Origin of the sequence: Clostridium mucosae (genome assembly GCF_024622765.1) — a bacterium.
Lineage (GTDB): Bacteria > Bacillota > Clostridia > Clostridiales > Clostridiaceae > Clostridium.
In genome coordinates, this window is the sequence record NZ_JANKAF010000002.1 from 252,877 (window position 1) to 278,749 (window position 25,873).

General features: G+C 29.0%; 23 protein-coding genes and 1 other annotated feature. Of the genes, 5 read left to right on the plus strand and 18 right to left on the minus strand.

The annotated features are described in order from the left end of the window. Positions 1 to 40: 40 nt before the first annotated feature. The gene (locus NSA50_RS04515) at positions 41 to 1,402 is read right to left on the minus strand and encodes a PTS transporter subunit EIIC (protein WP_195429210.1); all 1,362 of its coding nucleotides are present in this window, start codon (positions 1,400 to 1,402) and stop codon (positions 41 to 43) included. A 338-nt stretch (positions 1,403 to 1,740) separates the two neighbouring features. Here NSA50_RS04515 and NSA50_RS04520 point away from each other — a divergent pair, with 338 nt between their 5' ends. Then, on the plus strand, positions 1,741 to 2,427 hold the full coding sequence (locus tag NSA50_RS04520) for a GntR family transcriptional regulator (protein ID WP_195265308.1): 687 nt from the start codon (positions 1,741 to 1,743) through the stop codon (positions 2,425 to 2,427). Positions 2,428 to 2,511: 84 nt separating this feature from the next. Here the strand turns inward: NSA50_RS04520 and uxaC are convergent, their stop codons facing one another. The 12 genes from uxaC to NSA50_RS04580 form a co-directional block, all read right to left on the minus strand. After that, positions 2,512 to 3,927: a glucuronate isomerase gene (gene uxaC, locus NSA50_RS04525; protein ID WP_195265306.1), complete on the minus strand. Its 1,416-nt coding sequence runs from the start codon at positions 3,925 to 3,927 to the stop codon at positions 2,512 to 2,514. A gap of 96 nt (positions 3,928 to 4,023) precedes the next feature. Next, entirely contained in the window at positions 4,024 to 5,637 is a 1,614-nt protein-coding gene (locus NSA50_RS04530; RefSeq protein ID WP_257443271.1) for a mannitol dehydrogenase family protein, read from the minus strand. A 111-nt stretch (positions 5,638 to 5,748) separates the two neighbouring features. Continuing rightward, positions 5,749 to 6,399, minus strand: coding sequence for a bifunctional 4-hydroxy-2-oxoglutarate aldolase/2-dehydro-3-deoxy-phosphogluconate aldolase (eda, locus tag NSA50_RS04535; protein WP_195265302.1), 651 nt, complete (start codon positions 6,397 to 6,399; stop codon positions 5,749 to 5,751). Between the two features lie 30 nt (positions 6,400 to 6,429). Further along, on the minus strand, positions 6,430 to 7,488 hold the full coding sequence (locus NSA50_RS04540; protein WP_257443274.1) for a sugar kinase: 1,059 nt from the start codon (positions 7,486 to 7,488) through the stop codon (positions 6,430 to 6,432). Further along, the gene (gene uxuA, locus NSA50_RS04545) at positions 7,449 to 8,525 is read right to left on the minus strand and encodes a mannonate dehydratase (protein ID WP_257443276.1); all 1,077 of its coding nucleotides are present in this window, start codon (positions 8,523 to 8,525) and stop codon (positions 7,449 to 7,451) included. The genes NSA50_RS04540 and uxuA overlap by 40 nt, the downstream gene beginning before the upstream one ends. A gap of 201 nt (positions 8,526 to 8,726) precedes the next feature. Next, entirely contained in the window at positions 8,727 to 9,674 is a 948-nt protein-coding gene (locus tag NSA50_RS04550; protein WP_257443278.1) for an ABC transporter permease, read from the minus strand. After that, positions 9,674 to 10,762, minus strand: coding sequence for an ABC transporter permease (locus NSA50_RS04555; RefSeq protein ID WP_257443280.1), 1,089 nt, complete (start codon positions 10,760 to 10,762; stop codon positions 9,674 to 9,676). The genes NSA50_RS04550 and NSA50_RS04555 overlap by 1 nt, the downstream gene beginning before the upstream one ends. Beyond that, positions 10,762 to 12,282 carry an ABC transporter ATP-binding protein gene (locus NSA50_RS04560; RefSeq protein ID WP_257443282.1) on the minus strand — a complete coding sequence of 507 codons (1,521 nt, stop codon included), beginning with the start codon at positions 12,280 to 12,282 and terminating at the stop codon, positions 10,762 to 10,764. The genes NSA50_RS04555 and NSA50_RS04560 overlap by 1 nt, the downstream gene beginning before the upstream one ends. 180 nt (positions 12,283 to 12,462) lie before the next feature. Continuing rightward, complete coding sequence (locus NSA50_RS04565) at positions 12,463 to 13,551, minus strand: BMP family lipoprotein (protein WP_195429684.1); 1,089 nt, start codon at positions 13,549 to 13,551, stop codon at positions 12,463 to 12,465. A gap of 458 nt (positions 13,552 to 14,009) precedes the next feature. Then, on the minus strand, positions 14,010 to 14,687 hold the full coding sequence (locus NSA50_RS04570) for a DUF554 domain-containing protein (RefSeq protein WP_257443376.1): 678 nt from the start codon (positions 14,685 to 14,687) through the stop codon (positions 14,010 to 14,012). A 121-nt stretch (positions 14,688 to 14,808) separates the two neighbouring features. Then, complete coding sequence (locus NSA50_RS04575; protein ID WP_195264953.1) at positions 14,809 to 15,885, minus strand: BMP family lipoprotein; 1,077 nt, start codon at positions 15,883 to 15,885, stop codon at positions 14,809 to 14,811. Positions 15,886 to 16,576: 691 nt separating this feature from the next. Continuing rightward, positions 16,577 to 17,467 carry a polysaccharide deacetylase family protein gene (locus tag NSA50_RS04580; RefSeq protein WP_257443287.1) on the minus strand — a complete coding sequence of 297 codons (891 nt, stop codon included), beginning with the start codon at positions 17,465 to 17,467 and terminating at the stop codon, positions 16,577 to 16,579. Between the two features lie 176 nt (positions 17,468 to 17,643). Here NSA50_RS04580 and NSA50_RS04585 point away from each other — a divergent pair, with 176 nt between their 5' ends. The 3 genes from NSA50_RS04585 to NSA50_RS04595 are packed head-to-tail and all read left to right on the plus strand — an operon-like array spanning position 17,644 to position 19,692. Next, positions 17,644 to 18,540 carry a DUF5685 family protein gene (locus tag NSA50_RS04585; RefSeq protein WP_195264958.1) on the plus strand — a complete coding sequence of 299 codons (897 nt, stop codon included), beginning with the start codon at positions 17,644 to 17,646 and terminating at the stop codon, positions 18,538 to 18,540. A 1-nt stretch (position 18,541) separates the two neighbouring features. Next, a complete protein-coding gene (locus tag NSA50_RS04590; RefSeq protein WP_195429686.1) occupies positions 18,542 to 19,165 on the plus strand; it encodes a J domain-containing protein in 624 nt (207 codons plus the stop codon). Positions 19,166 to 19,197: 32 nt separating this feature from the next. Further along, positions 19,198 to 19,692 (plus strand): hypothetical protein, encoded by a 495-nt coding sequence (locus NSA50_RS04595; RefSeq protein ID WP_195429687.1) that lies wholly within the window; start codon positions 19,198 to 19,200, stop codon positions 19,690 to 19,692. A 66-nt stretch (positions 19,693 to 19,758) separates the two neighbouring features. Here NSA50_RS04595 and NSA50_RS04600 read toward each other — a convergent pair whose 3' ends face one another. From NSA50_RS04600 to NSA50_RS04615, 4 genes are all read right to left on the minus strand, one after another. Next, positions 19,759 to 19,974 (minus strand): hypothetical protein, encoded by a 216-nt coding sequence (locus NSA50_RS04600; RefSeq protein ID WP_195264964.1) that lies wholly within the window; start codon positions 19,972 to 19,974, stop codon positions 19,759 to 19,761. An 80-nt stretch (positions 19,975 to 20,054) separates the two neighbouring features. Continuing rightward, the gene (locus tag NSA50_RS04605) at positions 20,055 to 21,413 is read right to left on the minus strand and encodes an MATE family efflux transporter (RefSeq protein ID WP_257443292.1); all 1,359 of its coding nucleotides are present in this window, start codon (positions 21,411 to 21,413) and stop codon (positions 20,055 to 20,057) included. A 196-nt stretch (positions 21,414 to 21,609) separates the two neighbouring features. Beyond that, complete coding sequence (locus tag NSA50_RS04610; protein WP_195264968.1) at positions 21,610 to 21,972, minus strand: YccF domain-containing protein; 363 nt, start codon at positions 21,970 to 21,972, stop codon at positions 21,610 to 21,612. Between the two features lie 25 nt (positions 21,973 to 21,997). Further along, positions 21,998 to 22,366: a CoA-binding protein gene (locus tag NSA50_RS04615; RefSeq protein ID WP_195264970.1), complete on the minus strand. Its 369-nt coding sequence runs from the start codon at positions 22,364 to 22,366 to the stop codon at positions 21,998 to 22,000. A 160-nt stretch (positions 22,367 to 22,526) separates the two neighbouring features. Further along, positions 22,527 to 22,729: a binding site (T-box leader), on the plus strand. A gap of 51 nt (positions 22,730 to 22,780) precedes the next feature. On the opposite strand from NSA50_RS04615, the gene leuS reads away from it, so the two are divergent. Continuing rightward, on the plus strand, positions 22,781 to 25,231 hold the full coding sequence (gene leuS, locus NSA50_RS04620; RefSeq protein ID WP_195264972.1) for a leucine--tRNA ligase: 2,451 nt from the start codon (positions 22,781 to 22,783) through the stop codon (positions 25,229 to 25,231). A 49-nt stretch (positions 25,232 to 25,280) separates the two neighbouring features. On the opposite strand, the gene NSA50_RS04625 is transcribed toward leuS, so the two are convergent. Next, a complete protein-coding gene (locus NSA50_RS04625) occupies positions 25,281 to 25,850 on the minus strand; it encodes a TVP38/TMEM64 family protein (RefSeq protein WP_195264974.1) in 570 nt (189 codons plus the stop codon). Positions 25,851 to 25,873: the final 23 nt, after the last annotated feature.

Here is a 25,873-nt window from a genome sequence, read left to right on the forward strand (position 1 = left end):
GCATATATATGTAGAATGAGTTTAAAACTAAAGTTATTTATTAATCTATTGGATCATCAAAACCTAGTAACGCAGTAAAGAAATATCCCGCTACATAAGAGACTAATACACCTATTAAGAAAACTAGCATTTTACCATCTGCTATTAGTAAAGCTAAAGGTAAACCTGAAACCCCTATAGCTACAGATCCAACTTTTAAAAAGGCCATTACAGCCCCACCAACTCCGGCACCTAAACATGCTCCTAAAAATGGCTTACCTAATGGTAATGTAACACCATAAATTAATGGCTCTCCTATTCCTAAAAAACCTGGAATCAATCCATTTTGAGCGGTTTTCTTTAATCTTTGATTTTTAGTTTTAACTACTACAGCAATAGTGGCACCAACCTGTGCCATACCTGCTGTTGCAAGTATCGGTAGCAGTACTGTATATCCTGCATTTGCTATTAAGTCAGCATGTATAGGTGTTAACGCTTGATGCATTCCTGTCATAACTAATGGTAAGAATAATGCCCCTGAAACTGCTCCTGAAAGAACAGAAACTATAGTATTATCAGAAGATATTGTTTGAGCTACTATAAACCCAATTCCATCCGAAATAAATCCACCAACTGGTTGTAAAATAAATAATGCTGCTAAAACTGATAATGATAATGTTATTAAAGGAGTTATAAATAAATCTAATACATCTGGAACAAATCTTCTACAAGCCTTTTCAATAAATACAGATAATAATACAACTAATATAACAGAAATAATTCCACCTCTACCTGGAGTTAAAACTTTTCCAAATAAAGTTATATTCGCTAATGCTGAAGATGATAGTATTCCTCCTAAAACTCCACCCATCATTGGCATTTGTGAACCAAACTCTTTAGCTGCATTTACACCAACTAAGATAGACAATATTGAAAATACTCCATTTCCTATTAATCCTATAATTTGACCTGCTGATGTTGTCTTATATGAATCTCCAAATTGAACATTACATATATTGTTTACAGCTAGAACAAGCCCGCATGCTACAAATAGAGGAATTAAAGGAATAAATATATTTCCTAATTTTCTTAAAGCATTTTTTACTGGCGTATTATTTTTACTTTTCAAATTAGCTTTTGTAGCTTTTACAGCCTCATCACCAATTAACATTGATATTCCTGTTATTTTTCTTACTTCTTCTGCTACTTTAGCTGCCTTTCCAGGTCCATATATAACCTGAACTTGTCCATTTGACATAACAGCCCCTAAGGCACCATCAGATTTTTTTATTTTTGCAATATCAACCATTTCAATATTCTCAAGTTCTAATCTGCATCGTGTCATACAATTATTAACTGATTTTATATTGTCTTTTCCACCAACTAGTTCTATTAGTTGCTTTGCAATTTCTTGATTTGTCATAAAAAATCACCCCTTATAAATAATAATATAATTCCTAGATTACCATGAAACTTTATTATTCTTCGTTCATATACCCCTCCTCTAAATTATCAATATTTAAAATTCCATCTTATGTTTTAAACCCACTATATTTATATGACCTTTATATTTGATATATAATAAATATTTAATATACTATTAGCTTTAAAAAATCATAAATCTAAACTTAATATACTAAACCCAATCAAAAATAATAAACACTTTTTATTTTGCAAATTAAATATGTTAATATTATAATGTTAACATTAATTATTTTAAGTAATTTTATAATACTAGTTAACAATTGGAGGACCATTTATATGCATATATCAGAAAAGCTACCTCAAGAAACTTCTAGAGAGTATGCTTATAGAGTCATATTAAATAACATTATTTCTTTAGATTTAAAACCTGGAACAATGGTTAGTGAAAATGAATTATCTTCACAGCTAGGTCTCTCAAGAACCCCTGTAAGAGAAGCAATGATTGAACTTTTCAGAATCAAATTAGTAGAAATTCTACCTCAAAGAGGAAGTAAAGTATCATTAGTTGATTATAATCTTGTTGAAGAAGCTAACTTCATGCGTTTAGCCTTAGAAACAGCTATTGTTGAGTATGCTTGTAACAATTGCAAATCAATAAACTTTGAGAAATTAGATGAAAATCTTAATTTACAAAAATTCTATATGAATCAAAATAATCCTGAAAAACTTTTAGAATTAGATAATTCTTTTCATAAAGAATTATTTAATCTATGTAATAAATCTCAATGCTATAATCTTATGAAAAGTATGAGCGCGCATTTTGACCGTGTTAGAAATATGAGCGCATATATGTTAAAGGATACTAATACTTATGAAGAACATGTACAACTACTTAATGCTATAAAAAATTCAAATAAAGATAAGGCTTTAGAAATTATTAAATCTCATTTAGAAAAATTTAGAATCCACGAAATTGAACTAAAAAAACTTCATCCTGAATATTTCGTAAATACGCCTATATAAAATACGTTATATAAAAAAGACAATCTTACCATTTAGTAAAATTGTCTTTTTAATAATAAGTTAAAAATTATAGATAAATGCTAATTATTTATTCTCTAATTTAAAATTAAAATATTCTATAGCATTTCTATAGGAAATATCTTTTGCAATATTAGCAATTCTATTTATATCATTAGGATACTCACCTTTTACAACCCAGTCTCCCAATAAATTACACAAAATTCTTCTAAAATATTCATGACGTGTATATGAAAGAAAACTTCTTGAATCAGTTAACATCCCCACGAAGTTAGCTAATAGTCCGAAATTTGCTAAAGATATCATTTGCTGTTCTATACCTATTTTATGATCATTAAACCACCATGCTGCACCATGCTGCACCTTACTTTTTATACCTTCTTCTTGAAAACATCCAGCCAAAGAATCAATTATTGCATTATCATTGGGATTTAAGCTATATAAAATTGTTTTTGGTAATTCATTTGCACAATTTAATTCATCTAAAAATTTTATTAATTCATCTGCTGGAAAAACATTATCAATACAATCAAAGCCTGTATTGGGTCCCAAATTTTTATATGATATCTCATTATTATCTCGTCTTACTCCAAAATGCAGTTGCATTACCCAATTTAATTTATGATACTCCTTACCAGAAAACAATAAAAATGCTGTTTTAAATTGATGTTGCTCTTCCTTAGATATCTTTTCTCCTGATAATCTCCTTTGAAATATATTTTCAGCAGTTTTATAATCTACTTTTTTAAACATTACATAACTTAATCCATGATCACTAGTTTTACACCCCATACTATTAAAATATTCCATTTGCTTTTTTAAAGCAACCTTTAAATCATCAAAGGATTTAATTGCAATTTTAGTAACATTAGATAGTTTATCAATATAATCTAAATAATCATCTTTCTCTATATCCATTGCTTTATCTGGACGCCATGCTGGTATAACTTGAACGCCAAAGCCCTCATCTTCTAAAATCCTTTTATGCCAAATTAGGCTGTCAATCGGGTCATCAGTTGTGCATATAATTCTAACATTACTATTTTTAATTATGCTTTTTACACTCATTGAACTTTCTTGTAATTTTTTATTACATAAAGTCCAAACCTCCTCAGCAGTTTCTTTATTTAAACATCCATCATAGTCAAAATATCTTTTCAATTCTAAATGACTCCAATGATATAATGGATTACCAATTGCTTTTTCAAGAGTTTCTGCCCACTTTTGAAATTTCTCTCTATCACTTGCATTTCCAGTTATATATTTTTCTTCTACACCATTAGCACGCATTAATCGCCATTTATAATGATCTCCACCTAACCAAAGCTCTGTTATATTTTGAAATCTTTTATCTTCTGCTATTTCTTTTGAGTCTAAATGGCAATGATAATCAACAATTGGCATATCTTCTATATAATTATGATATAATTTTTTTGCCACATCAGAATTTAATAAAAAATCTTCATTCATAAATTGATCCATACACTTCCCCCCATATTGGTATCTCATTAAATCTAAGCTTTATAGTAATCACCTTCAAAAAACTTAAGCAATATTTCTAAAAACAACTACTCGTATTTATACCAAATATCTTTCTAATGTTGTTTGAACAGCACCAGTATCACTTATCATTTCTTTAAAATATCTTTCAACTAAATCTCCTAACCCAACTTCGTATAAATCTACTCCAAAAATTAATTTATTCTCTAATATAGGCTTAATTTTTTCATGAATATCTAATTCATCTTCACTGATAGTTATCCCTGAGATATGCGGATAAAGCACATCTAACAGCGGATCTGGACTTAAGGTAAATGAATTTCCGTTATCATCAATTCCCATTAAGTATCTTAGCCATCCTGCAAATACTAGAGGTATATATAACAAATTATTAATTGGCATCCCCTTCCCTTTATATGCTTTTATTGTTTCGCCAAATCTTATAGCTAATTTCTGTGATGTATCAGTTGCTATACGTTGAGGTGTATCAGGTAAAAAAGGATTAGGAATTCGTACATTTAAGACTTCATTAATAAAGTCCTTAGGGTTTATAATTTCAGGATCTACAACAACTGGAAGTCCTTCAATATACCCAATATTTTCAACTAATTTTCTAAGTATAGGGTTTTTCATTTCATCATAAATCAAATTATAACCTAATAAACATCCGAAAATTGCAAGTGTTGTATGCAAAGGATTCAGGCATGTACAAACTTTCATTTTTTCCACCTTATCTACGGTACAACGATCAGTATATATAACTCCACCTTGCTCTAAATTTATTTTCCCATTTGGGAAATTATCTTCAATTACAAGATATTCAGATTCTTCAGCATTAACAAATGGAGCAACATATGTTTTTTTAGAAGTTATTATTTGTTCAATATCTTCAATTGAATCTCTTTTAAGAATTTCATGCACTAATTCATTTGGCCTAGGTGTAATTTTATCAATCATTGTCCATGGAAAAGAAACCTTATTTTTATCATTAACATATTTAACAAACTCTTTTTCAACAACTTTATTCTCTGTCCATGCAATTGCAAAGGCTGATATAGCTTGATACAATTTGTCTCCATTGTGAGAACAGTTATCCATACTTACCATCGCTATTGGAAGTTGTCCACTTTTAAAACGCTCATATAATAATGCAGTAACTTTTCCAATATAACTTTTAGGATTTGTAGGACCATTAATCATATCTTCTTGAACTAAAGGTAAAAGCATATTTTTTGCATCAACCAATAAATATCCCTTTTCCGTTATTGTAAAACTCACCATCTTTAAAGAAGGGTTAGAAAAAATTTCTTTTAATCTTTTGAAATCTTCTTTATTCTCAGTATCTAACTCAAGTGCTTCAGTAACACTACCTATAACTGTTTTTTCCAAAGTTCCATCTGATTTTAGAGTCATTAAAATACTATAATTATCGTGGGATTTATACATTTTGCTAATAATCTCGTAATCATAGCCTTCTGCAACAATTAACCCTTTATCTAAAATATTTTTGTTTAGTAGATTTTGAACAACATTTGCTTGGAAAGCTCTAAATATATTTCCTGCTCCAAAATGAATCCATTCAGGTGATTCTTTTGTTTTTTTAATAACCTTCTCCCTCTCATATTCAGGAAGCTTATAATTTTTATCCACCCATAATCGTTTATTTTTCAAACCTTCTTCATTTAATTTCATAAATTCCTCCGCTTATATAAAAGTTTAATTAAAAAGATTCCATGATAAACTTCTTAAGTCTAATAATATATTTCAAAACAGTCGCTTATTGTTTTTTCTAAATAAAGTCTTTTAAAATAATAATTCTTTAATTCCAAAGATTGATGCTTTCATCATTGCCTTATGTGATAAACTTTCAATTTCCTCAAACTTTTTATATTTTAACAAATTCTCATTAACCATCCACGACCCACCACAAGCAATTACTTTATCATAATCCAAGTATTCTAATAAATTATCTTCAGTTATTCCACCTGTTGGCATGAACATCATTTCATAAAATGGAGCTGATAGAGCTTTAATTGCCTTTAGTCCACCAGAGGCTTCAGCTGGAAAAAATTTAATCACTTTTATCCCTAGGTTAGTTGCTCTCTGTATATCTGTTGCATTTGAACACCCTGGTATTGTAATTATTCCATTATCTTGACAAAATCTAATAACGTTTTCATCAAATCCAGGTGAAACAATAAACTTTGCCCCTGATTCAATAGCTTTTTTTGCTTGCTTAACATTAATAATTGTTCCAGCTCCAACAATCATATCCGGAAACTTTTTAAGCATTTTAATCATACACTCACATGCCGCTTCTGTTCTAAAAGTAATTTCTGCAATAGGTAAACCTGCATTACATAAAGCTTTTGCTAAGGGGATTGCATCTTCGACATTATCAAGTCTTACAACTGGAACTATTCTATATTCTTGTATTTTTTTTAAAATATCCATAATATCTCCTCTATTTATATAGCTTTTTACTCATCTTATAAGATACTCTTGACTATCTAACAGCGCTTTCACATCGAAAATTTTTTCATACATATTATCTCCCCTAATACAACACTTATATGTAGCGCTTGCCACACCTAAATTTATTGTATCATTAGGATTCATCTCATTTATTAGACCATATAGAGCACCTGCTACAAAAGCATCTCCACTCCCAACTCTGTCTAAGATTGGCGTTGTTAACAATTTAGATTCATAAAAATCATCAATCAAACAATATGCCTTATAACTATTTAATTGATTTATATCAATCTTACGATCTGTATGGAAAATACCTTTTAACTTAAATTTTTCTTTCAATATTTCCATTCTTCTTTTTATATCATAAACAGTTGCATTTTCTTTGTTAAACATTTCAAAATCTTCATCATACGTAAGTAAAGGCTCAATGCCAAAACAATAATCAACATCTTCAACAAATTCTGAAAACTTAATTTTAGCATCTTTAATGGATATCATTTTTCTTCTTAAATTAAGATCCATGCTTATAACTATATTTCTTTTTTTTGCTTCCATAATTAAAAATTCTAAAATTACTCTAACCTGCTGTGAAATAGATGCTGTAATTCCACTAAAGTGAAAATGAGTGATATTTTCGAATAGGCTATTTACATCAATTTGTTCCAACTGAATATCGTTTATACTAGTATTTTTTCTATCATAATAAATATTATTATTTTTCAAGCCATATCCTTCTTCTAAATAATAAAGTCCTATACGATTACCAACCCTGAAAATATTTCTTGTATCAATATTAAACATATTTAAATACTCGATTAACCCATCTCCCAAAGCGTCATTGGGTAATCCAGTTAAAATTTTAGTTTCAATACCAAATCCCTGCAAAGCTTTGGCTACATTAACCTCTGACCCACCATAATTTAAAGTTGCCATAACATTATCTCCTAGTTTACCATAATCCACAGGAGTTATTCTTATAAGTGGTTCCCCAAAGAATAATATTTTTTTCATATCAATATCCTTCTTTTCTATTGATGTTGTAATTTTTCTTTTTGAATTGCTTCCCACAAACCATTTAAGTAACAAGCACCCATAGCCCTATCATATAATCCGTAACCAGGCATAGATACTTCCCCCCAAACTGCTCTACCATGATCTGGACGAATAACACCATTAAAATTTATATCATCCAATGCTTTCATAATCTTATACATATCCATAGATCCATCACTTGAAAGGTGTGCAGCCTCCTCAAAATTTCTATAGCTGTTATATTTTAAATTTCTTACATGTGCAAACGGAATTCTTCCCTCTAGAGAATGTATAATATCGATAATATCATTTTCTGGGTTCGATCCTAAAGATCCTGTACATAGAGTTACTCCATTATATTTTGTATCTACCGCATTCATTAATTTCATTATTTTTTCTTTACTAGAAATAATTCTAGATAATCCAAAAACTGGCCAAGCAGGGTCATCGGGATGTATAGCCATATAAATATTATATTTCTCACAAGTAGGCATTATCCTTTTTAAAAAATAAACTAAATTATCAAACAATTTAGTTTCATCAACATCCTTATAAGCATCAAATAATTCTTTTATCTTATTCATACGTTCTGGTTCCCATCCTGGTAACATATATCCATTAGATTTACCTGTCAAAGAATCGAACATTTCAGTTGGATTTATCTTATCAATTACCTCCTGATCATATGCTAATACTGTTGAGCCGTCTGGTCTTTTTTTAGCTAAATCACTTCTTGTCCAATCAAATACAGGCATAAAATTATAACATACAATATGAATATCTTCTTTAGCAATATTCTCAAGACTTTTAATGTAATTATCAATATATATTTCTCTATCATCTCTTCCTATTTTAATTGAGTCATGAATATTTACACTTTCTATAGCACTAATTTTTAATCCTGCCTTTTCAACAAGATATTTCATATCTTTAATTTCATCTTGACTCCAAACTTCACCAGGTAACTTATTATATAATGAAGTAACAACACCTGTAACCCCTGGAATTTGCCTAATTTGTTCTAGTTGAACACTGTCTTGATTTGGTCCAAACCAACGCAATATCATTTCCATATATACCCCTCCTAAAATTTACTTTCTAAATAAATAATATAACTTGCATACTAGTATGTCAATAAATCTTTAACTGTTTAGTATTATATTCACGGAATAAAAATTATAAATCCTTAATAAGTATAAAGAATAAAATACACATAATTAATACTTCTTGAGATAATAAAAAAGGTAAAGAGTTAATCACTCTTTACCTTTTTATTATCTCTTACCAGCGTCAAATGGTTCTCCAGATGCCTTTGGTGCTTGTGATGATTTAGAGAATAAAACTAACGCTATTAAAGTTACCACATATGGGAATATCTTTAATAATACTCCTGGTATTGATGCTAATGATGGTATTGCTTGAGATACATTAGCTATTGTTGAAGCAAATCCAAAGAAGAACGTTGCTCCCAATATCCCAAGTGGTTTCCATTGTCCAAATATTAATGCTGCTAAAGCTAGGAATCCAAGACCTGCAACACTACCATTAAACTCTCCTGAGTATGTTACTAAAATTATAGCCCCACCTAGAGCTGATAATCCCCCAGATATCATAACTCCTATATATCTCATTTTAAATACGCTTACTCCAGCTGCTGCTGCCGCTTGCGGATGTTCACCACAAGCTCTTAATCTTAACCCAAAACTTGTCTTATATAATAAGAATGTACTAAATACTAATATTACTATTACAAGCCATGTTGTTGCATAAGCTTTAGTAAATAATAATGGCCCTATTACCGGTATATCTGATAATACAGGAATATCCTTTGGAATAAATCCATTTGTAACTCTTATATTACCACTACCTGTAATATTTCTTGCTAAGAATACTGTTAATGCTCCTGCCATCATATTTATAGCAGTACCACTAATTACTTGATTTGCATTTAAGTTTATACTTGCAAATGCATGTAGTAACGAGAATAAAACTCCAGCTAGTGTTGCTACTAGCAATCCTATCCATAAAGCTCCTGCTACTCCATTTGCTTGTAGCTTTGAAACTGTTAATGCTCCTGCAAATGAACCTACTATCATAAGTCCATCTAAACCTATATTTACAACTCCACTTCTTTCACAATAAAGTGCTCCTAATGCTGTTATTAAAAGAGGCACTGTATATGAAATTGCATATGGAAAAATTTGTTCTATTATACTCCACATTATTTTTCCACCACCCTTTCGGAAGAACTATTTTTACCTTTTGGATTATCCTTTTTTGACTTTTTGAATCTCTTTATTACTTTATCCATTACCATACTTGTTGCCGCAAAGTAAATTATTGTAGCCATTATAGTATCTGCAAGTTCTGGTGGTACCTTTACAGCTGCATTCATAAATCCTTTTCCAACGTATAGGACTCCAAAGAATAATGCTGAGAAGAAAACTCCAACTGGATTACTTGCTCCAAGTAATGCTACTGCTATACCGTCAAAGCCTTGGCTTGGCATAACACCTATTTGCATTATGTTTGAGTTACCTGTATATTGTATAGCACCTGCCAGACCAGATAAAGCACCAGCTATCATCATAGAAATAACTATATTTCTGTTAACTGGCATACCTGCATATTCAGCTCCAAATCTATTAAATCCAACAGCCTTTAACTCATATCCTAAAACTGTTTTATTTAATATGAACCAAACTATAAAAACTGCTATAATTGCAAGGAAAATACCTAAATTTATATATGATCCTTCAAAAATATTTGATAACCAAGATGCTCTTAAAGTTGCTGAATCCGCTAACATCTTTGATTCAGTTTCTAAGAATTCACCTTTGAAATATTTTGGAATATTATAATACACTATCCAATAAGCTACCCAGTTCATCATTATTGATGATACAACTTCGTGAACGTTAAACTTAGCCTTTAAAACTCCAGGAACTGTAGCCCATATTGCGCCTCCTAAAATACCAGCTAATACAACAATAGGAACAAGGATCATTTTAGGTAAATCTAAAGATAGCCCTACTGCAATTGAGCAAAATCCTCCAAATAACATTTGGCCCGGTGCTCCAATGTTAAATAATCCTGTTTTAAATGCAAAGGCAACTGAAAGTCCTGTTAGCATTAATGGAGTTGCAGTAGCTATAGTGTTACCTATTCTTTCTAGGTTCATTAATCCACCCTTAAATAAGAATTCGTATCCTTCAAGAGGATTAAATCCCATAACCGCCATTAATATCGCACCTGCTATAATTCCTAAAATAACAGCCATAATAGATTTTAAGCCTTGATTTTTTTCCATTAGCTTTCACCTCTCTTTATTCCTGCCATCATTAGTCCAACTTCATTTTCATCTGTTTCTGAGGCATTTACTATTCCTATAAGTTCACCATTATTAACAATCGCAATTCTATCTGAAACATTTAACACTTCATCTAATTCTAGAGATACTAAAAGCACAGCTTTTCCACTATCTCTTTGTTCAACAAGTCTTTTGTGTATGTATTCTATAGACCCTACGTCTAATCCTCTAGTTGGTTGAACAGCTATTAGCAAATCTGGATTTGATTGAATTTCACGTCCAATTACACCTTTTTGCTGATTACCACCAGATAAAGATCTAGCTATTGATTTCCCACCTTCTCCAGATCGCACATCAAAAGTTTCTATAATGTGATCAGCATATTCAGTAATTTTCGCTTTATTTATAAGTCCATTTTGAGAAAATGGCTTATTTTTGTAAACCTTAAGAACCATATTATCTTCCATAGTATAATCAAGAATAAGTCCTCTTTTATGTCTATCTTCTGGAATATGTGCAATTCCTGCATCAATTCTACTTCTTATTGACGTTTTTGTAATATCCTTTCCATTGAAGAATATCTTACCAGAATCCACATTCCTCATACCTGTTATAGCCTCAACTAGCTCAACTTGCCCATTTCCTTCAACCCCAGCTATACCAACTATTTCACCTTTTCTTACATTTAAAGAAAAATCTTTTAACCCTAGAACTTTTTTATTATTTTTAACAGATAAATTTTCTATCCTTAATACTTCTTCACTTGGAGTTGCTTCTTTCTTATCTACTTTAAATGAAACTTGTCTTCCAACCATCATCTTCGCCATATCAGCTTCAGTAGTTGTTTTAACATCAACTGTTCCTATACATTTACCTCTTCTTATAACTGTACATTTATCTGCTACTGCCTTTATTTCTTTCAGCTTATGTGTAATTAAAATTATTGACTTTCCTTCTTTTATAAGATTTTGCATTATTTTAATTAAGTCATCAATTTCTTGAGGTGTTAAAACGGCTGTTGGTTCGTCAAATATAAGAACTTCAGCGTTTCTGTATAACATTTTCAAAATCTCAACACGTTGTTGCATACCAACTGATATATCTTCTATCTTTGCATATGGATCAACATTTAAGCCATAAGTTCTTGATAATTCATCAATTCTTTTAGCAGCACTTTTTATATCTACTGTTAAGAATTTTTTAGGTTCACAACCTAAAATTATATTTTCTGTTACAGTAAAGTTTTCAACTAATTTAAAATGTTGATGAACCATTCCTATTCCTAAATCATTTGCCACATTTGGACTAGAAATTTTAACTTCTTTTCCTTTTATTTTTATTACACCAGCTTCTGGTTGATACATTCCAAAAAGCATTCCCATCAATGTAGATTTCCCTGCACCATTTTCACCTAAAAGAGCATGTACTTCGCCTTTTTTTAGTTGTAATGTTACATTATCATTTGCTACAATCCCTGGAAACTCTTTGCGAATATTAAGCATCTCCACTACATAACTCATGAATTACCCTCCCTATATATCTAATATTTAAAATACTTTTCTATATCTATACAAGCCAATTTATTCATTCTCATCAGTTGTTAAATAAATCCAATTAAAGCTTTATACAAGAAAAAGACGGCACCTCCGTCTTTTTCCATATCATAGGCAATGCAATAAAATACACTAAAATTTATTAAATTACTTTATTAAATCACCCTTTTCAACTTTTACTGTTATTTCACCATTTTTAATTTTGTTATAAACTTCACCTACTTGCTTAATAGTGTCTTCAGAAAGGTTAGGGTTTTCATTTGGAAGACCCACTCCATCATTTTTAACATCAAATGTTAAAGTTTGACCACCTGGGAATTTTCCTTCTAATTCATCCCTTATTATATCAAAAGTAGCTGTATCTAATTTCTTCATTGCTGAAGTTAAAACTACAGATTTATCATCTTTATATATACCATCAACATATTGATCAACGTCAGCACCAATTACCCATGCTTCTTTACCAGCTGTAGCTCTAACTTTTGCTTCATTTATTACTCCAACTCCAACGTCTCCAGCTGCCACGAATATAGCTTTAACACCATTATCATACATAGTTGCTGCTAATTGTTGTCCTGCTGCTACGTTATCAAATGAACCTTGATAAACTACATTTTCTTCTTTAATACTCATCTTTGTTCCAAGATTTTCATTAGCATACTTAACACCTTGTTGGAATCCCCAGTTAAACTTTTGAACTGAAGGTATCTCCATTCCGCCTATGTATCCTAAGTCACCTTCTTTTAATTGAACTGCTGCTGCAACTCCTACTAAAAATCCAGCTTCTTGTTCAGCAAAATAAACTGCAACTGAATTTTCTCCAACTTTTTCTATCCTATCCGCTCCACTTTTTCCATTGTTAGGAGATCCATCAATTAGCACAAATTTAGCATCACTATATTTTTCTTGTGCTTGGAAAATAGATGTTTCAAATTTAAATCCAGGAGTAACTATAAATTTATATCCTGTATCATAAAGATTTCCAATTTCTTTCATATAATCTGCTTCTGTTGTTCCAGCTGGCTTTAAATAGTTACTGCTAATTTTCAATTCAGATTCTGCCTTTTTAATTCCTTCCCAAGTACCTTGATTAAAGGACTTATCATCAATAGTACCTGCATTAGTAACCATACCTACTTTAACATCATTTACTGCTTTCTCTGATTTGTTTCCACATCCAACTAAACCTGTTATCATAAGTGCTGATAAAGCTAAAGCTATTGCTCTTTTTTTCATTCTAGAAATCCTCCTTAGATTTTTGTAATTTAATATAATTTGTTACTTAATTATTTTAAAAGTTTCTTCATTCGAATTTTCAAAAAGATTATACAATATATAATTCGTTATTACAATAATTTTTATAACATTATTTTTCTTATTACGACATATAACCCTATAAAGAAACCTTTTCAAATATACTTTTTCGATATTTTATTTATTATTTTTTATATATTCATTACAAAATACGAATATTAGTATAGAATTCATATTGTAGATCAGATCTTATTTCCAGCACTCGAACTCCTGTAACCACTTATTTCTCAAGCTTTCATTACATCCTCTCAATATAAAATTCAATTTATTTACCACTTACATTAATTAATTTCAAATAATTAATGTACGCATATCCATAAATAGTGTATACTATTATCACTATTTACAAATATTAATCTACTCTATAAAAAAAAATTAAATTATATAAAGCTTAATATTATTGCAACTATTATTGCAGGCAATAAATTTGATACTTTAATTTTAGTTATACCTATCATATTAAAACCCAAACCTATAATTAGTAAACTTCCTACTGTCGTTATATTAGTTATAGCTATATTGTTAAGTACATTTGTTAACATGCCAGCAGCTATGGTTATACTTCCTTGATATATAAAGACACTAATTGCTGAAAGTATTACCCCTATACCTAATGTTGATGAAAATATAATAGCACTAATTCCATCTAATATAGACTTTGCTAAAAGTGTACTATAATCATTATTCAATCCACTTTCCAAAGCTCCTACAATCGCCATTGCTCCTACACAAAATAGTAATGTAGATGTAACAAACCCTTCTGAAATAGATATAGTACTTCCATTTTTATTTACTTTTCTTTCTATTCTTTTGCCTAACTTCTCTAGTTTTAAATCTATATCTATTGCCTCACCTATAAAACCACCTAAAGCTATAGAAATAATCATCACAATTGTATTTTCTCCTTTTAATGCTCCCGATATTCCTATATAAATAACACATAACGCTAGTCCACTCATTATAGTACTGCTTATTTTTTCATTAATTTTTTCTTTTACAAAAAGTCCTACTATTGAGCCAACTACTATAGTTAAACTATTAATTATTGTCCCTATCATTTTTATCATCCTCTTCCTCTTACTAAATTCTCAATAATTTTACTATATAAAAATAATTTCACCAACCATTTAAAATAATAAAAATAGGATATGAAATAATTCACATCCTATTTTTTAATTGCTATATAGAATCACTTTTTACTGTTATCTCGCCATTTTTAATTTTGTTATAAACTTCATTTACTTGCTTAATAGTATCTTCAGATAAGTTAGGATTTTCATTTGGAAGACCAATTCCGTCATTTTTAACATCAAATGTTAAATTTTGACCACCTGGGAATTTTCCATCTAATTCATCTTTAATTATATCGAAAGTTGCTACATCTACTTTCTTCATAGCTGAAGTTAAGATTATAGATTTATCATCTTTATATATACCATCTTCATATTGGTCAGCATCAACACCTATTATCCATGCTTCTTTACCAGCAATAGCTCTAGATTTTGCCTCATTTATTGCTCCAACACCAACTCCACCAGCTGCTGTAAATATAGCTTTAACACCTTTATCATACATAGTTGCTGCTAATTGTTGTCCTGCCGCTACATTATCAAATGTCCCTTGATAAACTATATTTTCTTCTTTAATACTCATATTTGTTCCAAAGTTATCATTTGCATATTTAACACCTTGTTGGAATCCCCAGCTAAATCTTTGAACTGAAGGTATTTCCATACCACCTATAAATCCTAAATCACCTTCTTTTAATTGAAGTGCTGCTGCAACTCCAACTAAAAATCCACCTTCTTGTTCAGCAAAATTAACTGCAACTGAATTTTCTCCAATTTTTTCTACTCTGTCTTCTCCATTTTTTCCATTGTTTGGTGCTCCATCAATTAGTACAAACTTAGCATCTGGATACTTATCTTGAGCTTGGAAAATAGATGTTTCAAGCTTAAATCCAACAGCTACTATAAATTTATATCCTGTATCATAAAGATTTACAATTTCTTTCATATAATCAGATTCTGTTGTTCCAGCCGGCTTTAAATAGTTACTATTAATTTTCAATTCAGCTTCAGCCTTTTTAATTCCTTCCCAAGTACCTTGATTAAACGACTTGTCATCAATAGTCCCTGCATCAGTAACCATCCCTACTTTAACACCGTTTTCTGCTCCTTCTGATTTGTTTCCACATCCAACTAAACCAGTTACCATAAGTGCTGATAAAGCCAAAGCTATTGCTCTTTTCTTCATTCTAAAAATCCTCCTTAGACTTTTGTAATTTAATATTTGTAATTTAACATTTGTAGTTTAATTATTCAAAAGTTGTTTATTCGAACTTTAAAAAAATTATACAATATATAATTCGGTATTACAATAATTTCGTAACATTATTTTCATCATTGCGACATATAACATTATAAACAAACCTTTTCAGACATATTTTAAAACATTTAATTTATATTTTTTTAAATATCATTCAATTGATACGAATATTACTGCACAAACCATTTTCAAGTTCTATTTCGGAATTTAAAATAAAATTTTCTATAAGTACTTATTTCTTAAGCCTTTACAGTATTTTTTCAATATAAAATTCAAATTATTTATCACTTACAATAATTAATCTTTCACAATTAACGTACGCATATTAGAAAAATAACGTATGCTATTATCATTATCTAAACAGTATAGTGTAGTTTATAAGCAAACTAAAAGTTTTATTAGGCATAATATTATAATAAATGATATTCCCTACAGTAAATTTTAAATTTCAATTTAGCAATTGCTAAATATCGAAGCTTAATCATATAACTTAGTAAACCTCTACAGCTAAAATATTTTTAGGAATAACTACATATTTAATATCTTTATATTTATATATAAATAGTGATATATAAAAAATAATAGAAATAGGATATGAAATAATCACATCCTATTTCTATTATTCTATAAAATCACTAAATATATTCTTAAAAGCCTCAATATTCATAGGAGATATTCTAACTCTTTTTAATGAGTATAACCCATCAGAAAGACTTGAAATTCCTCCTTCTGTTGTAACAGCTGCTTTTATACCTAATTCCTTTTCTATTTCTATTGTTTCATCATCATATCTACCAACTGGATAACAAATATATTTACTATCTACTCCGACTTTTTCTTTTAATTTTTCAATACCTTCTTTAATTATTGCAATCTTATCTTCCCTTGATATTTGAGTAAATTCTATATGTCTAGAAGTATGATTTTCTATTCCCATGCCACTCGAACTCATTTCTTTTAGCATATTCGAATTCATATACCATCCATCAACATCAGTTTTATCTGTTATTATAAAAAATGTAGCTTTCATATCATGCTGTTTTAATATTCTATATGCATCAGTATAATTATCTGCATATCCATCATCAAATGTTATTGCAACTGGTTTCTCTGGAACTTTACCAGTATTAAACGCCTCTATAACATCGTCAAGTAACATCGGAGTGAATCCTGACTCCTTAAGCCACTTAATTTGCTCATCAAATTGAGAGGTTGGAACAAGTAAAGTATTATTAGGATCACTATCTGATATGGAATGATACATTAATATAGGAATTTTAACTTCATTTACATCTAAAGTTAAATAATTAATTTCGTCATCCTTATTCTCCTCTTCTTTAATTTCTTCCTTTTGAGATTCATCTTCTCCATTTGATATATCTACATCACTTTCTTTGTTCTGAATATCAGTATTTGCAGGCTGTGCTTTACTATCTAATATAAGTTTTCCTCCAAAGCCTATAATTAAAATTATAAATAAGATAGTTATAACCTTTATCGATTTTTTCATTACCATATATCCCCTTTTCTTTGTATATTTCGACTATACATTTTTAGGAATATTTTGTCAACTCCATTTGTAATTGTTTCTATTTTTTTAATATTTCCTTATTTTTCTTTAAATTATTGTTAATGATACTTTATTTTTGTATAATTAATCTAAACTAATATTAAGGAGTGTTTTTATTGTTTGGATACGTAACTCCTCTAAAAGCAGAGCTTAAAGTGAAGGACTTTACAAAATTCAGAAGTTATTATTGCGGCTTATGTTTTCAATTAAAAAATAGTGCTGGTAATATACCAAGAATGGTATTAAATTATGATATGACATTTTTAGCAATACTTTTAGATTCTATATCAATTAAAGAACCTAATATTGAAATTAAGCGTTGTATTGCTCACCCAACAGATAAAAAGCCAGTAATTGTTAATAATGATGCACTACATTATGCCGCTGCAATGAACTTAGCACTTTATTATCATAAATTGAAAGATGATATTCAAGATGATAATAATCTTAAAAGTAAAGTATTTGAAAAAATACTTTATCCATACCAAAAGAAAATTAATAAATCTATAGATGATATTAACGATATTATAAGAGTTAATCTTAGAACATTAACTGAATTAGAAAAAAATAAGAATTTCTCATCTATAGATGAAATATGCCATCCATTTAGTGATATAGTTGGAAATATACTAAGATATTATCCTAATGAATTTATTAATGATAGCGAAGCCCTAAGAAATGAATTATATAAACTTGGATATACTTTAGGAAAATGGATATATCTTATAGATGCTTTTGATGATTTAAAGGATGATATAGAAAAGAAAAAATTCAATCCAATAAATTATTTATTTAATGAAGAAAATAAACCATATGAAGAATTAATTCCTTTAATTCAAGGAAGGTTAGATTTTACAATTTTAAATTGTTCATATAATTGTAAAGATATACTTTCAAAATTACCTTTAAAAAGAAATGAAGATATCCTTAAAAACATTTTAGAATTAGGTATGATGGATAAATATGTTGGAATATTAAATAATACTAGAGAAGATAAAAGGAGTGACAAATAAAATGAATCCATATGAAGTACTAGGTTTAAAGCCTGGAGCAACTCAAGAAGAAATAAAAAAGGCCTATAGAAATTTAATAAAACAATATCATCCTGATCAATATGGTGATAATCCATTAAAAGACTTAGCTGAAGAAAAAATGAGAGATATTAATGCTGCTTATGATACACTTACTAAAAATGCTGGAAACTCATATAGCAGTTCAAGCACTAGTAATTCATCATATAACAGCTCAAATAGTTCATCAAACGATAATAGCTATATGTTTTCAGAAATAAGAAGGCTTATTCAAAATGGAAACTTTGCTGAAGCTGAAAATAGACTTAACAGTATGTCTAATAACAGAAATGCTGAATGGAATTTCTTATATGGAATATTGTTAACAAATAAAGGTTGGTTTGATGCAGGTCTAAAGCATATTCAAACAGCTGTAAATATGGATCCTAATAATTTTGAATATAGACAAACTCTAAACTCTCTTCATCAAAGAACTCAATCATATAGCAATAATTATTATAGAACAACTGGATCAAATAATGCTAATGCTTGTGATTGTTGTATAAATCTATGGTGCTTAGATTCAATATGCGAATGTATGGGTGGTGACCTTATAGGTTGTTGTTAGCCCTAACTTCTTAATGGGTGGTGTTTTAAGTTATGAAAGCTAAAGAAATTACTTTAAGCGCTATTTTAGTAGCACTTACTAACATAATTTTATACTTAAATTTGTTGTTACCTATAAGTACAATTAGTATACTTACGTTAGCATCATTATTAATTCCAATTGCGCTAATTAAAGGATCTATTAAAAGTGCTTTCTTTGTATATATTGCTTCATCTATTATTGGTTTCTTTATATTGCCCATAAATATAATTTTACTATATGTTTTATTCTTTGGAATATATGGAATAGTTAAATACTATATTGAAAAGTTAAATAAATTATATTTAGAAATATTTCTTAAGATGATATTTTTTAATATTTCTTTATTTATATCTCTTTTTGTATTTAAGTCATTTACAGCAATAGAATTAACCAAGCTTCCTCTTTGGTTATTATGGATTGTAGCACAACCTATATTCTTAATTTTTGATTATGCATTAACTTTATTAATTTCATTTTATATGCAAAGAATACACAATAAAATTTAAAGTAAATGGTCTAGATTTTATATTAAAATCTAGACCATTGTTATATTTATAAATATTATAATTTCACTAATTTAATATATCAAAAAATATTTCGATAGCACTTTCAATTATCTCTCCTACAGGGGATTCAAAAAATCTTTTCACTTTACTACTTTTCTTTTTATCTTCAATACTATTTTTTATAGTTGCTTTATTTCTTTCTTCTGGTGAAGAATTATAAAAATAAGCTTCCTCATAGGATTTTATTTCTTTAAATAAAATTTTATTTTCACTACCACTCAAAACGTTATCCCCCCAAAGCTTTATAATATTTAAAAACAAAATACAATATATGTAACTTAAAGTATATCATATTTATATTTTTATTCTACTGTTTTAACAAAAGTCTTTTTATAAAATATTATAAATACAGTAATTGTTGTTAATGCTGCAATTATATCTGAAATTGGTTCAGCAAATAATACAGCTTTCAGTTTATTTTCAAATAAAATTGGGAGTATAAATATAAGTGGCACAAGTAAAACTATCTTTCTAAGTAATGCCATAATAAGAGATATTTTAGCTTGCCCTAACGCTAAAAATGTTTGCTGACATGCTATTTGTGCTCCAAACATAAAAATTCCTTCAAAAAATATTCTCATACTCCATGAAGTTATTTCTACAAGCTCTTTTTTATTATTAAATATACCAACGAAAATTTCTGGGAATATCATTAAAGAAGCCCACATAACAAATGTATATATGAGACAACTTGTTAATAATAATTTGAAGGTTCTTTTTACTCTCTCTATATTTTTAGCTCCAAAGTTATAACTTATTATAGGCTGCGCTCCTTGTGATAGTCCTAGTAATGGTAAAGTAACAATTTGCATTATACTGCTCATTATAGTCATAGCTCCAACTGCTAAATCTCCACCATAAAGTTGTAGTTTATTATTCATACTTATCAATACTAAGCTCTCAGTTGATTGCATTATAAATGGCGAAACCCCTAAAGCTACTATTGGTAGTAATACCTTTAATTTAGGAACTAAATAGTTTATTCTTATTTTTAGTATGCTCTTTTTACCAAACAAGAAGGTTAACACCCAAATTGCAGAAACAAACTGTGAAAGTATAGTTGCTAAAGCAGCTCCACTTACGCCCAAGTTAAGTCCAAAAATAAATATAGGATCTAAAACTATGTTTATTACAGCTCCTATTACTACTGTAATCATACCAATTTTAGCAAAACCTTGTGTATTTATGAATGGATTCATTCCAAGAGCTATTTGAACAAATACTGTTCCTATTAAATATATAGTTAAATAATCAACAGCATAGCCTATAGTTGATTCACTAGCTCCAAAAGCCCATAATAAATCTTCTCTAAAAATTAAAAATCCAATTGTACATATTAATCCAATAATTATTAAAGTAGAAAAACTATTACTAATAATCCTTTCAGCACCATCATCATCTTTTCCACCCATTTTTATTGCTGCAAGTGGAGCTCCACCCATACCTATAAGAGCTGAAAATGCTGATATTATCATTATAATAGGGAAAGCTACCCCTACTCCAGCCATAGCAACTTCTCCATTTGCCATTCTTCCTATAAATATTCTATCAACTATGTTGTATAACACATTCACTAATTGTGCTACAATAGCAGGGAGCGCTAAACTTACTAATAGTTTTCCTACAGATCCTTCCCCCAAATTGGTTCTAACTCTAGACATATACTTCTCTCCTTATCGTACCTATATTTATCCTTTCTATAAGTTAATTTTCAAAAATTAACTTATATAATACTTAATTAAGTTATAATTATGATTACTTTTCATTATAACTTATACAATATGATACTACTAAAAAGAGAAACATTAAACCTAATTTTACTTAATACATATAAAATTTACAGTTTAACCATAAACTTTATATTATTTCTTTACCAAATGGCATTAATGATAACTTAGCTAATTTTAATGATTGCTTTGCAAAAGGTATTCCAATTATAGTAATACATAAAAAGAAAGCACTAATTAAATTTGCTATACACATTTCAAATCCACCAAATATAATCCATAATATATTAAGCAATAAATTTAAACCACTATCATTTTTAGTAACAACTTCTTTTCCAAATGGAGCAAATTGTAGACTAGCCATTTTAAAACATTGAAGTCCTATTGGAATTCCTACTATAGTAATGCACCATAATAATCCAAATCCTAGCCATGCTAATGCATTAAAAAGGCCTCCAAATATAATCCAAATTAAATTTCCTAAACAAGACATGCTTGCATCCCCCTTTATTTTAATCCTATATATGATTCAACTGAATTAATGCACAGTTTTCTATAGTATTTATAGAGTTCTCATTGCAATATTTTAATATTTCATCACTTTCAGCACCTGGTTGTATTAGTACATTTTTTATTCCTAATTCTCTTGCTTCTTTTAAAAACTCTATCCCATATTTTGCATTTATACATAAATCAATAGCCTCTATATTATATGGAACCTCTTTTAAATTAGTGTAAATATCTTCCCCACCTTTAGGATGAACTCCACTTACTTTGTATCCTTTTAATTTAAACTTATTTAAAATCTTATTTGCATATTTTGTTTCATTAGAAACATCACCTATAACAACCCAATTTTTAAGTTTCATTAACTCTTCTATATTCATTTCCTTTACCTCCCTTTAAGTTTTATATGATTAATATATCCAATTGTCTCTTTTTCATCAACAAATTTCTAAATATATTTTAGTTCATATAATTTACTATTTTGAGGTTGTTGACTTATATTGTAATAAAATATATAATTGAGTATATTAAAATTATATATTTATTGCATTGATTAGGAGTAGTATTATAAATGTTATTCTTTAGAGAGCTGTTGGTTGCTGAAAAACAGTGTTTAACTTATAAGAACTTGCCTATGAGCTTACTTGTTAAAAGCAAGTACGGGAAACCGTTATATATTTGAGTGAGAAAAATATTATTTTTCTAATAAGAGTGGTACCGCGAATATATCCTTCGTCTCTTAATTGAGATGAAGGGTTTTTTTATATTATTTTTACTTTTAAGGAGGAATTATTGTGGCTAATTATGGAACTTCCATAGATAAAAAATGGCAAGATAAATGGGAAGAAACAAATCTTTATAAATTTGACCCAAATAAGGAAGGAGAAAAACTTTATGTTTTAGAAATGTTCTCTTATCCTTCAGGTAGCCAACTACATGCAGGACATTGGTTTAACTATGGACCTGTTGATTCATGGGCTAGAATGAAAAGAATGCAAGGATATAATGTATTTCAACCAATGGGATTTGATGCATTCGGACTTCCTGCAGAAAACTTTGCAATAAAAACAGGAATTCATCCAAAGGATTCAACTGATAAAAATATAGACACTATGGAAAAACAATTAAAAGCTATGGGAGCTATGTTTAACTGGGATAATGAAGTTATAACATGTAACCCAGACTATTATAAATGGACTCAATGGGTATTCTTAAAATTATATGAAAAAGGATTAGCTTATAGAAAAAAAGCCCCTGTAAATTGGTGTCCATCTTGTAATACAGTTTTAGCTAATGAGCAAGTTCATGAAGGTGCTTGTGAAAGATGTTCAACTGAGGTTACAAAAAAAGATTTAACTCAATGGTTCTTAAAAATAACTGATTACGCTGATGAACTATTAGAAAAACTAGATACTTTAGATTGGCCAGAAAAAACTGTTGCTATGCAAAAACACTGGATTGGTAAATCTACTGGTGCAGAAGTTACGTTTAAGGTTAAAGATTCCGATATAAAATTTGATGTATTTACTACTAGAGTTGATACATTAAATGGTGTAACTTATGTTGTTTTAGCACCTGAAAATCCACTTGTTGATGAACTTACAACTTCAGAATATAAAGAAGATGTTGAAAACTACAAAGAAGAAGCTAAAAAGCAATCTGATATAGAAAGACAATCTTTATCAAGAGAAAAAACTGGTGTATTTACAGGTTCTTATGCTATAAATCCTATAAACAATAAAGAAGTTCCAATTTGGATTGGAGACTATGTTTTATCAACTTACGGAACTGGTGCTGTTATGGCTGTTCCTGCACATGATGAAAGAGATTATGCTTTTGCCACAAAGTTTAATTTACCAATAGAAAAAGTTATAACTAGCAAAAATGGTGATAGTACTGAATTACCTTATTGCGAATATGGAGTGTTAGTTAACTCTGGAGAATTCGATGGATTAACTACTGAAGAAGCTAAAGAAAAGATAGTTGAAAAATTATCATCTATGAATCTTGGTTCTTCAAAAGTTAATTATAGATTAAGAGACTGGTTAGTATCTAGACAAAGATATTGGGGAGCTCCTATTCCTATGATTCACTGTGAGCATTGTGGAACTGTACCTGTACCTGAAGATCAATTGCCAGTAGAACTTCCATATAATGTTGAATTTGCTCCAGATGGAAAATCTCCACTTGCAAAATGTGAAGATTTTATAAATACAACTTGTCCAAAGTGTGGAAAACCAGCTAAAAGAGAAGCTGATACTTTAGATACATTTGTATGCTCATCTTGGTATCAATTAAGATATCCTGATAGCAAAAATAGCGAAAAAGCTTTTGATAAAGATATAGTAAATAAAATGCTTCCAGTAGATAAATACGTAGGTGGACCTGAACATGCTTGTATGCATTTATTATATGCTAGATTCATAACTAAAGCTTTAAGAGATATGGGATATTTAGATTTTGATGAACCATTTAAATCATTAACTCACCAAGGATTAATTCTTGGACCTGATGGATTAAAAATGAGTAAATCAAAAGGAAATACTATTTCTCCAAATGACTATATTTCAGAATATGGTTCAGACGTATTTAGAATGTACCTAATGTTTGGATTTGCTTACATTGAAGGTGGAGCTTGGAGCGATGATGGACTTAAGTCTGTTGCAAGATTTGTAGATAGAATAGAAAGATATCTTGATATAGCTAGAGAAGCCATTGAATCTAATAAAAACAATAAAACTACTTTAGATAAAGCTGAAAAAGAATTAAACTTCTGGTTACATAATGCAATTAAAGGTGTAACTGAAGATGCTGATAAATTCCAATTTAACACTGCAATTGCAAGAATGATGGAATTTGTTAATGCTTTTTCTAAATACTTGCAAGAAGATATTAAGAATTTAGATTTCTTAAAGAAAACTTGCATAGACTTCTTAAAAATTCTAGCACCTTTTGCACCTCATTTTACTGAAGAGCAATGGAGTTTATTTGGATTAGATTTCTCAATATTCAACGAAACTTGGCCAACATATGATCCAAAGGCTTTAGTTAAAGATGAAGTTGAAATAGCTATTCAAGTTAATGGTAAAATTAAAGCAAAAATAAATGTTTCAACTGATTTAGATGAAGAAGGAATTAAAGCTGCTTCTTTAGCTAATGAAAGTATAGTTGCTGCAACTGAAGGCAAGAATATAGTTAAAGTAATAGTTATAAAAGGAAGACTTGTAAATATAGTTGTTAAATAAATTTAATTAATATATCATATCTTAAAAAGGGTAAAGTACTAAATCTACTTTACCCTTTAATTTTATTCCGTTTTATATTCTTTAAAGTTATATATAATAACAATATTGCTAATAAAGTTATAATTAGTCTAAGAAAATTTTCTTCAATATTAATTAAATCATAACTTATTAATGCTTCAAGAGCTATAGATGGTATTTTTCCTAAAAAAGTAGCCGTTATAAATATAAATCCTTTCACATTACTAATAGCTGCTGCAAGAGTAACAAAGCCTGAAGGTATAAATGGTACCAATCTACCTTCAAATATAAGAAACCCTACATTCTTTCCTTCACCATCAACTATTGCTTTTAGTAATCTATGTTTATTTTTAATATTTTCTGCTCCTTTTTTAAATCCTAGTCTATATATTATAAAACTTATATAACCTCCTATAGTTTCTCCAAGTACTGAAATTATAAAACCTTCAAAAGCTCCAAAAAATATAATATTTGCTCCTGTTACAACTATCGATGGCACTACTCCTAATATTGCAATTATTGTACTTATCAATATTGATATAGGAATAGCATACATACTATATTTTTGAAATAATATAATTATGTTATCTAAATTAAACATATTTTAAACCTTAATTTCCGTCC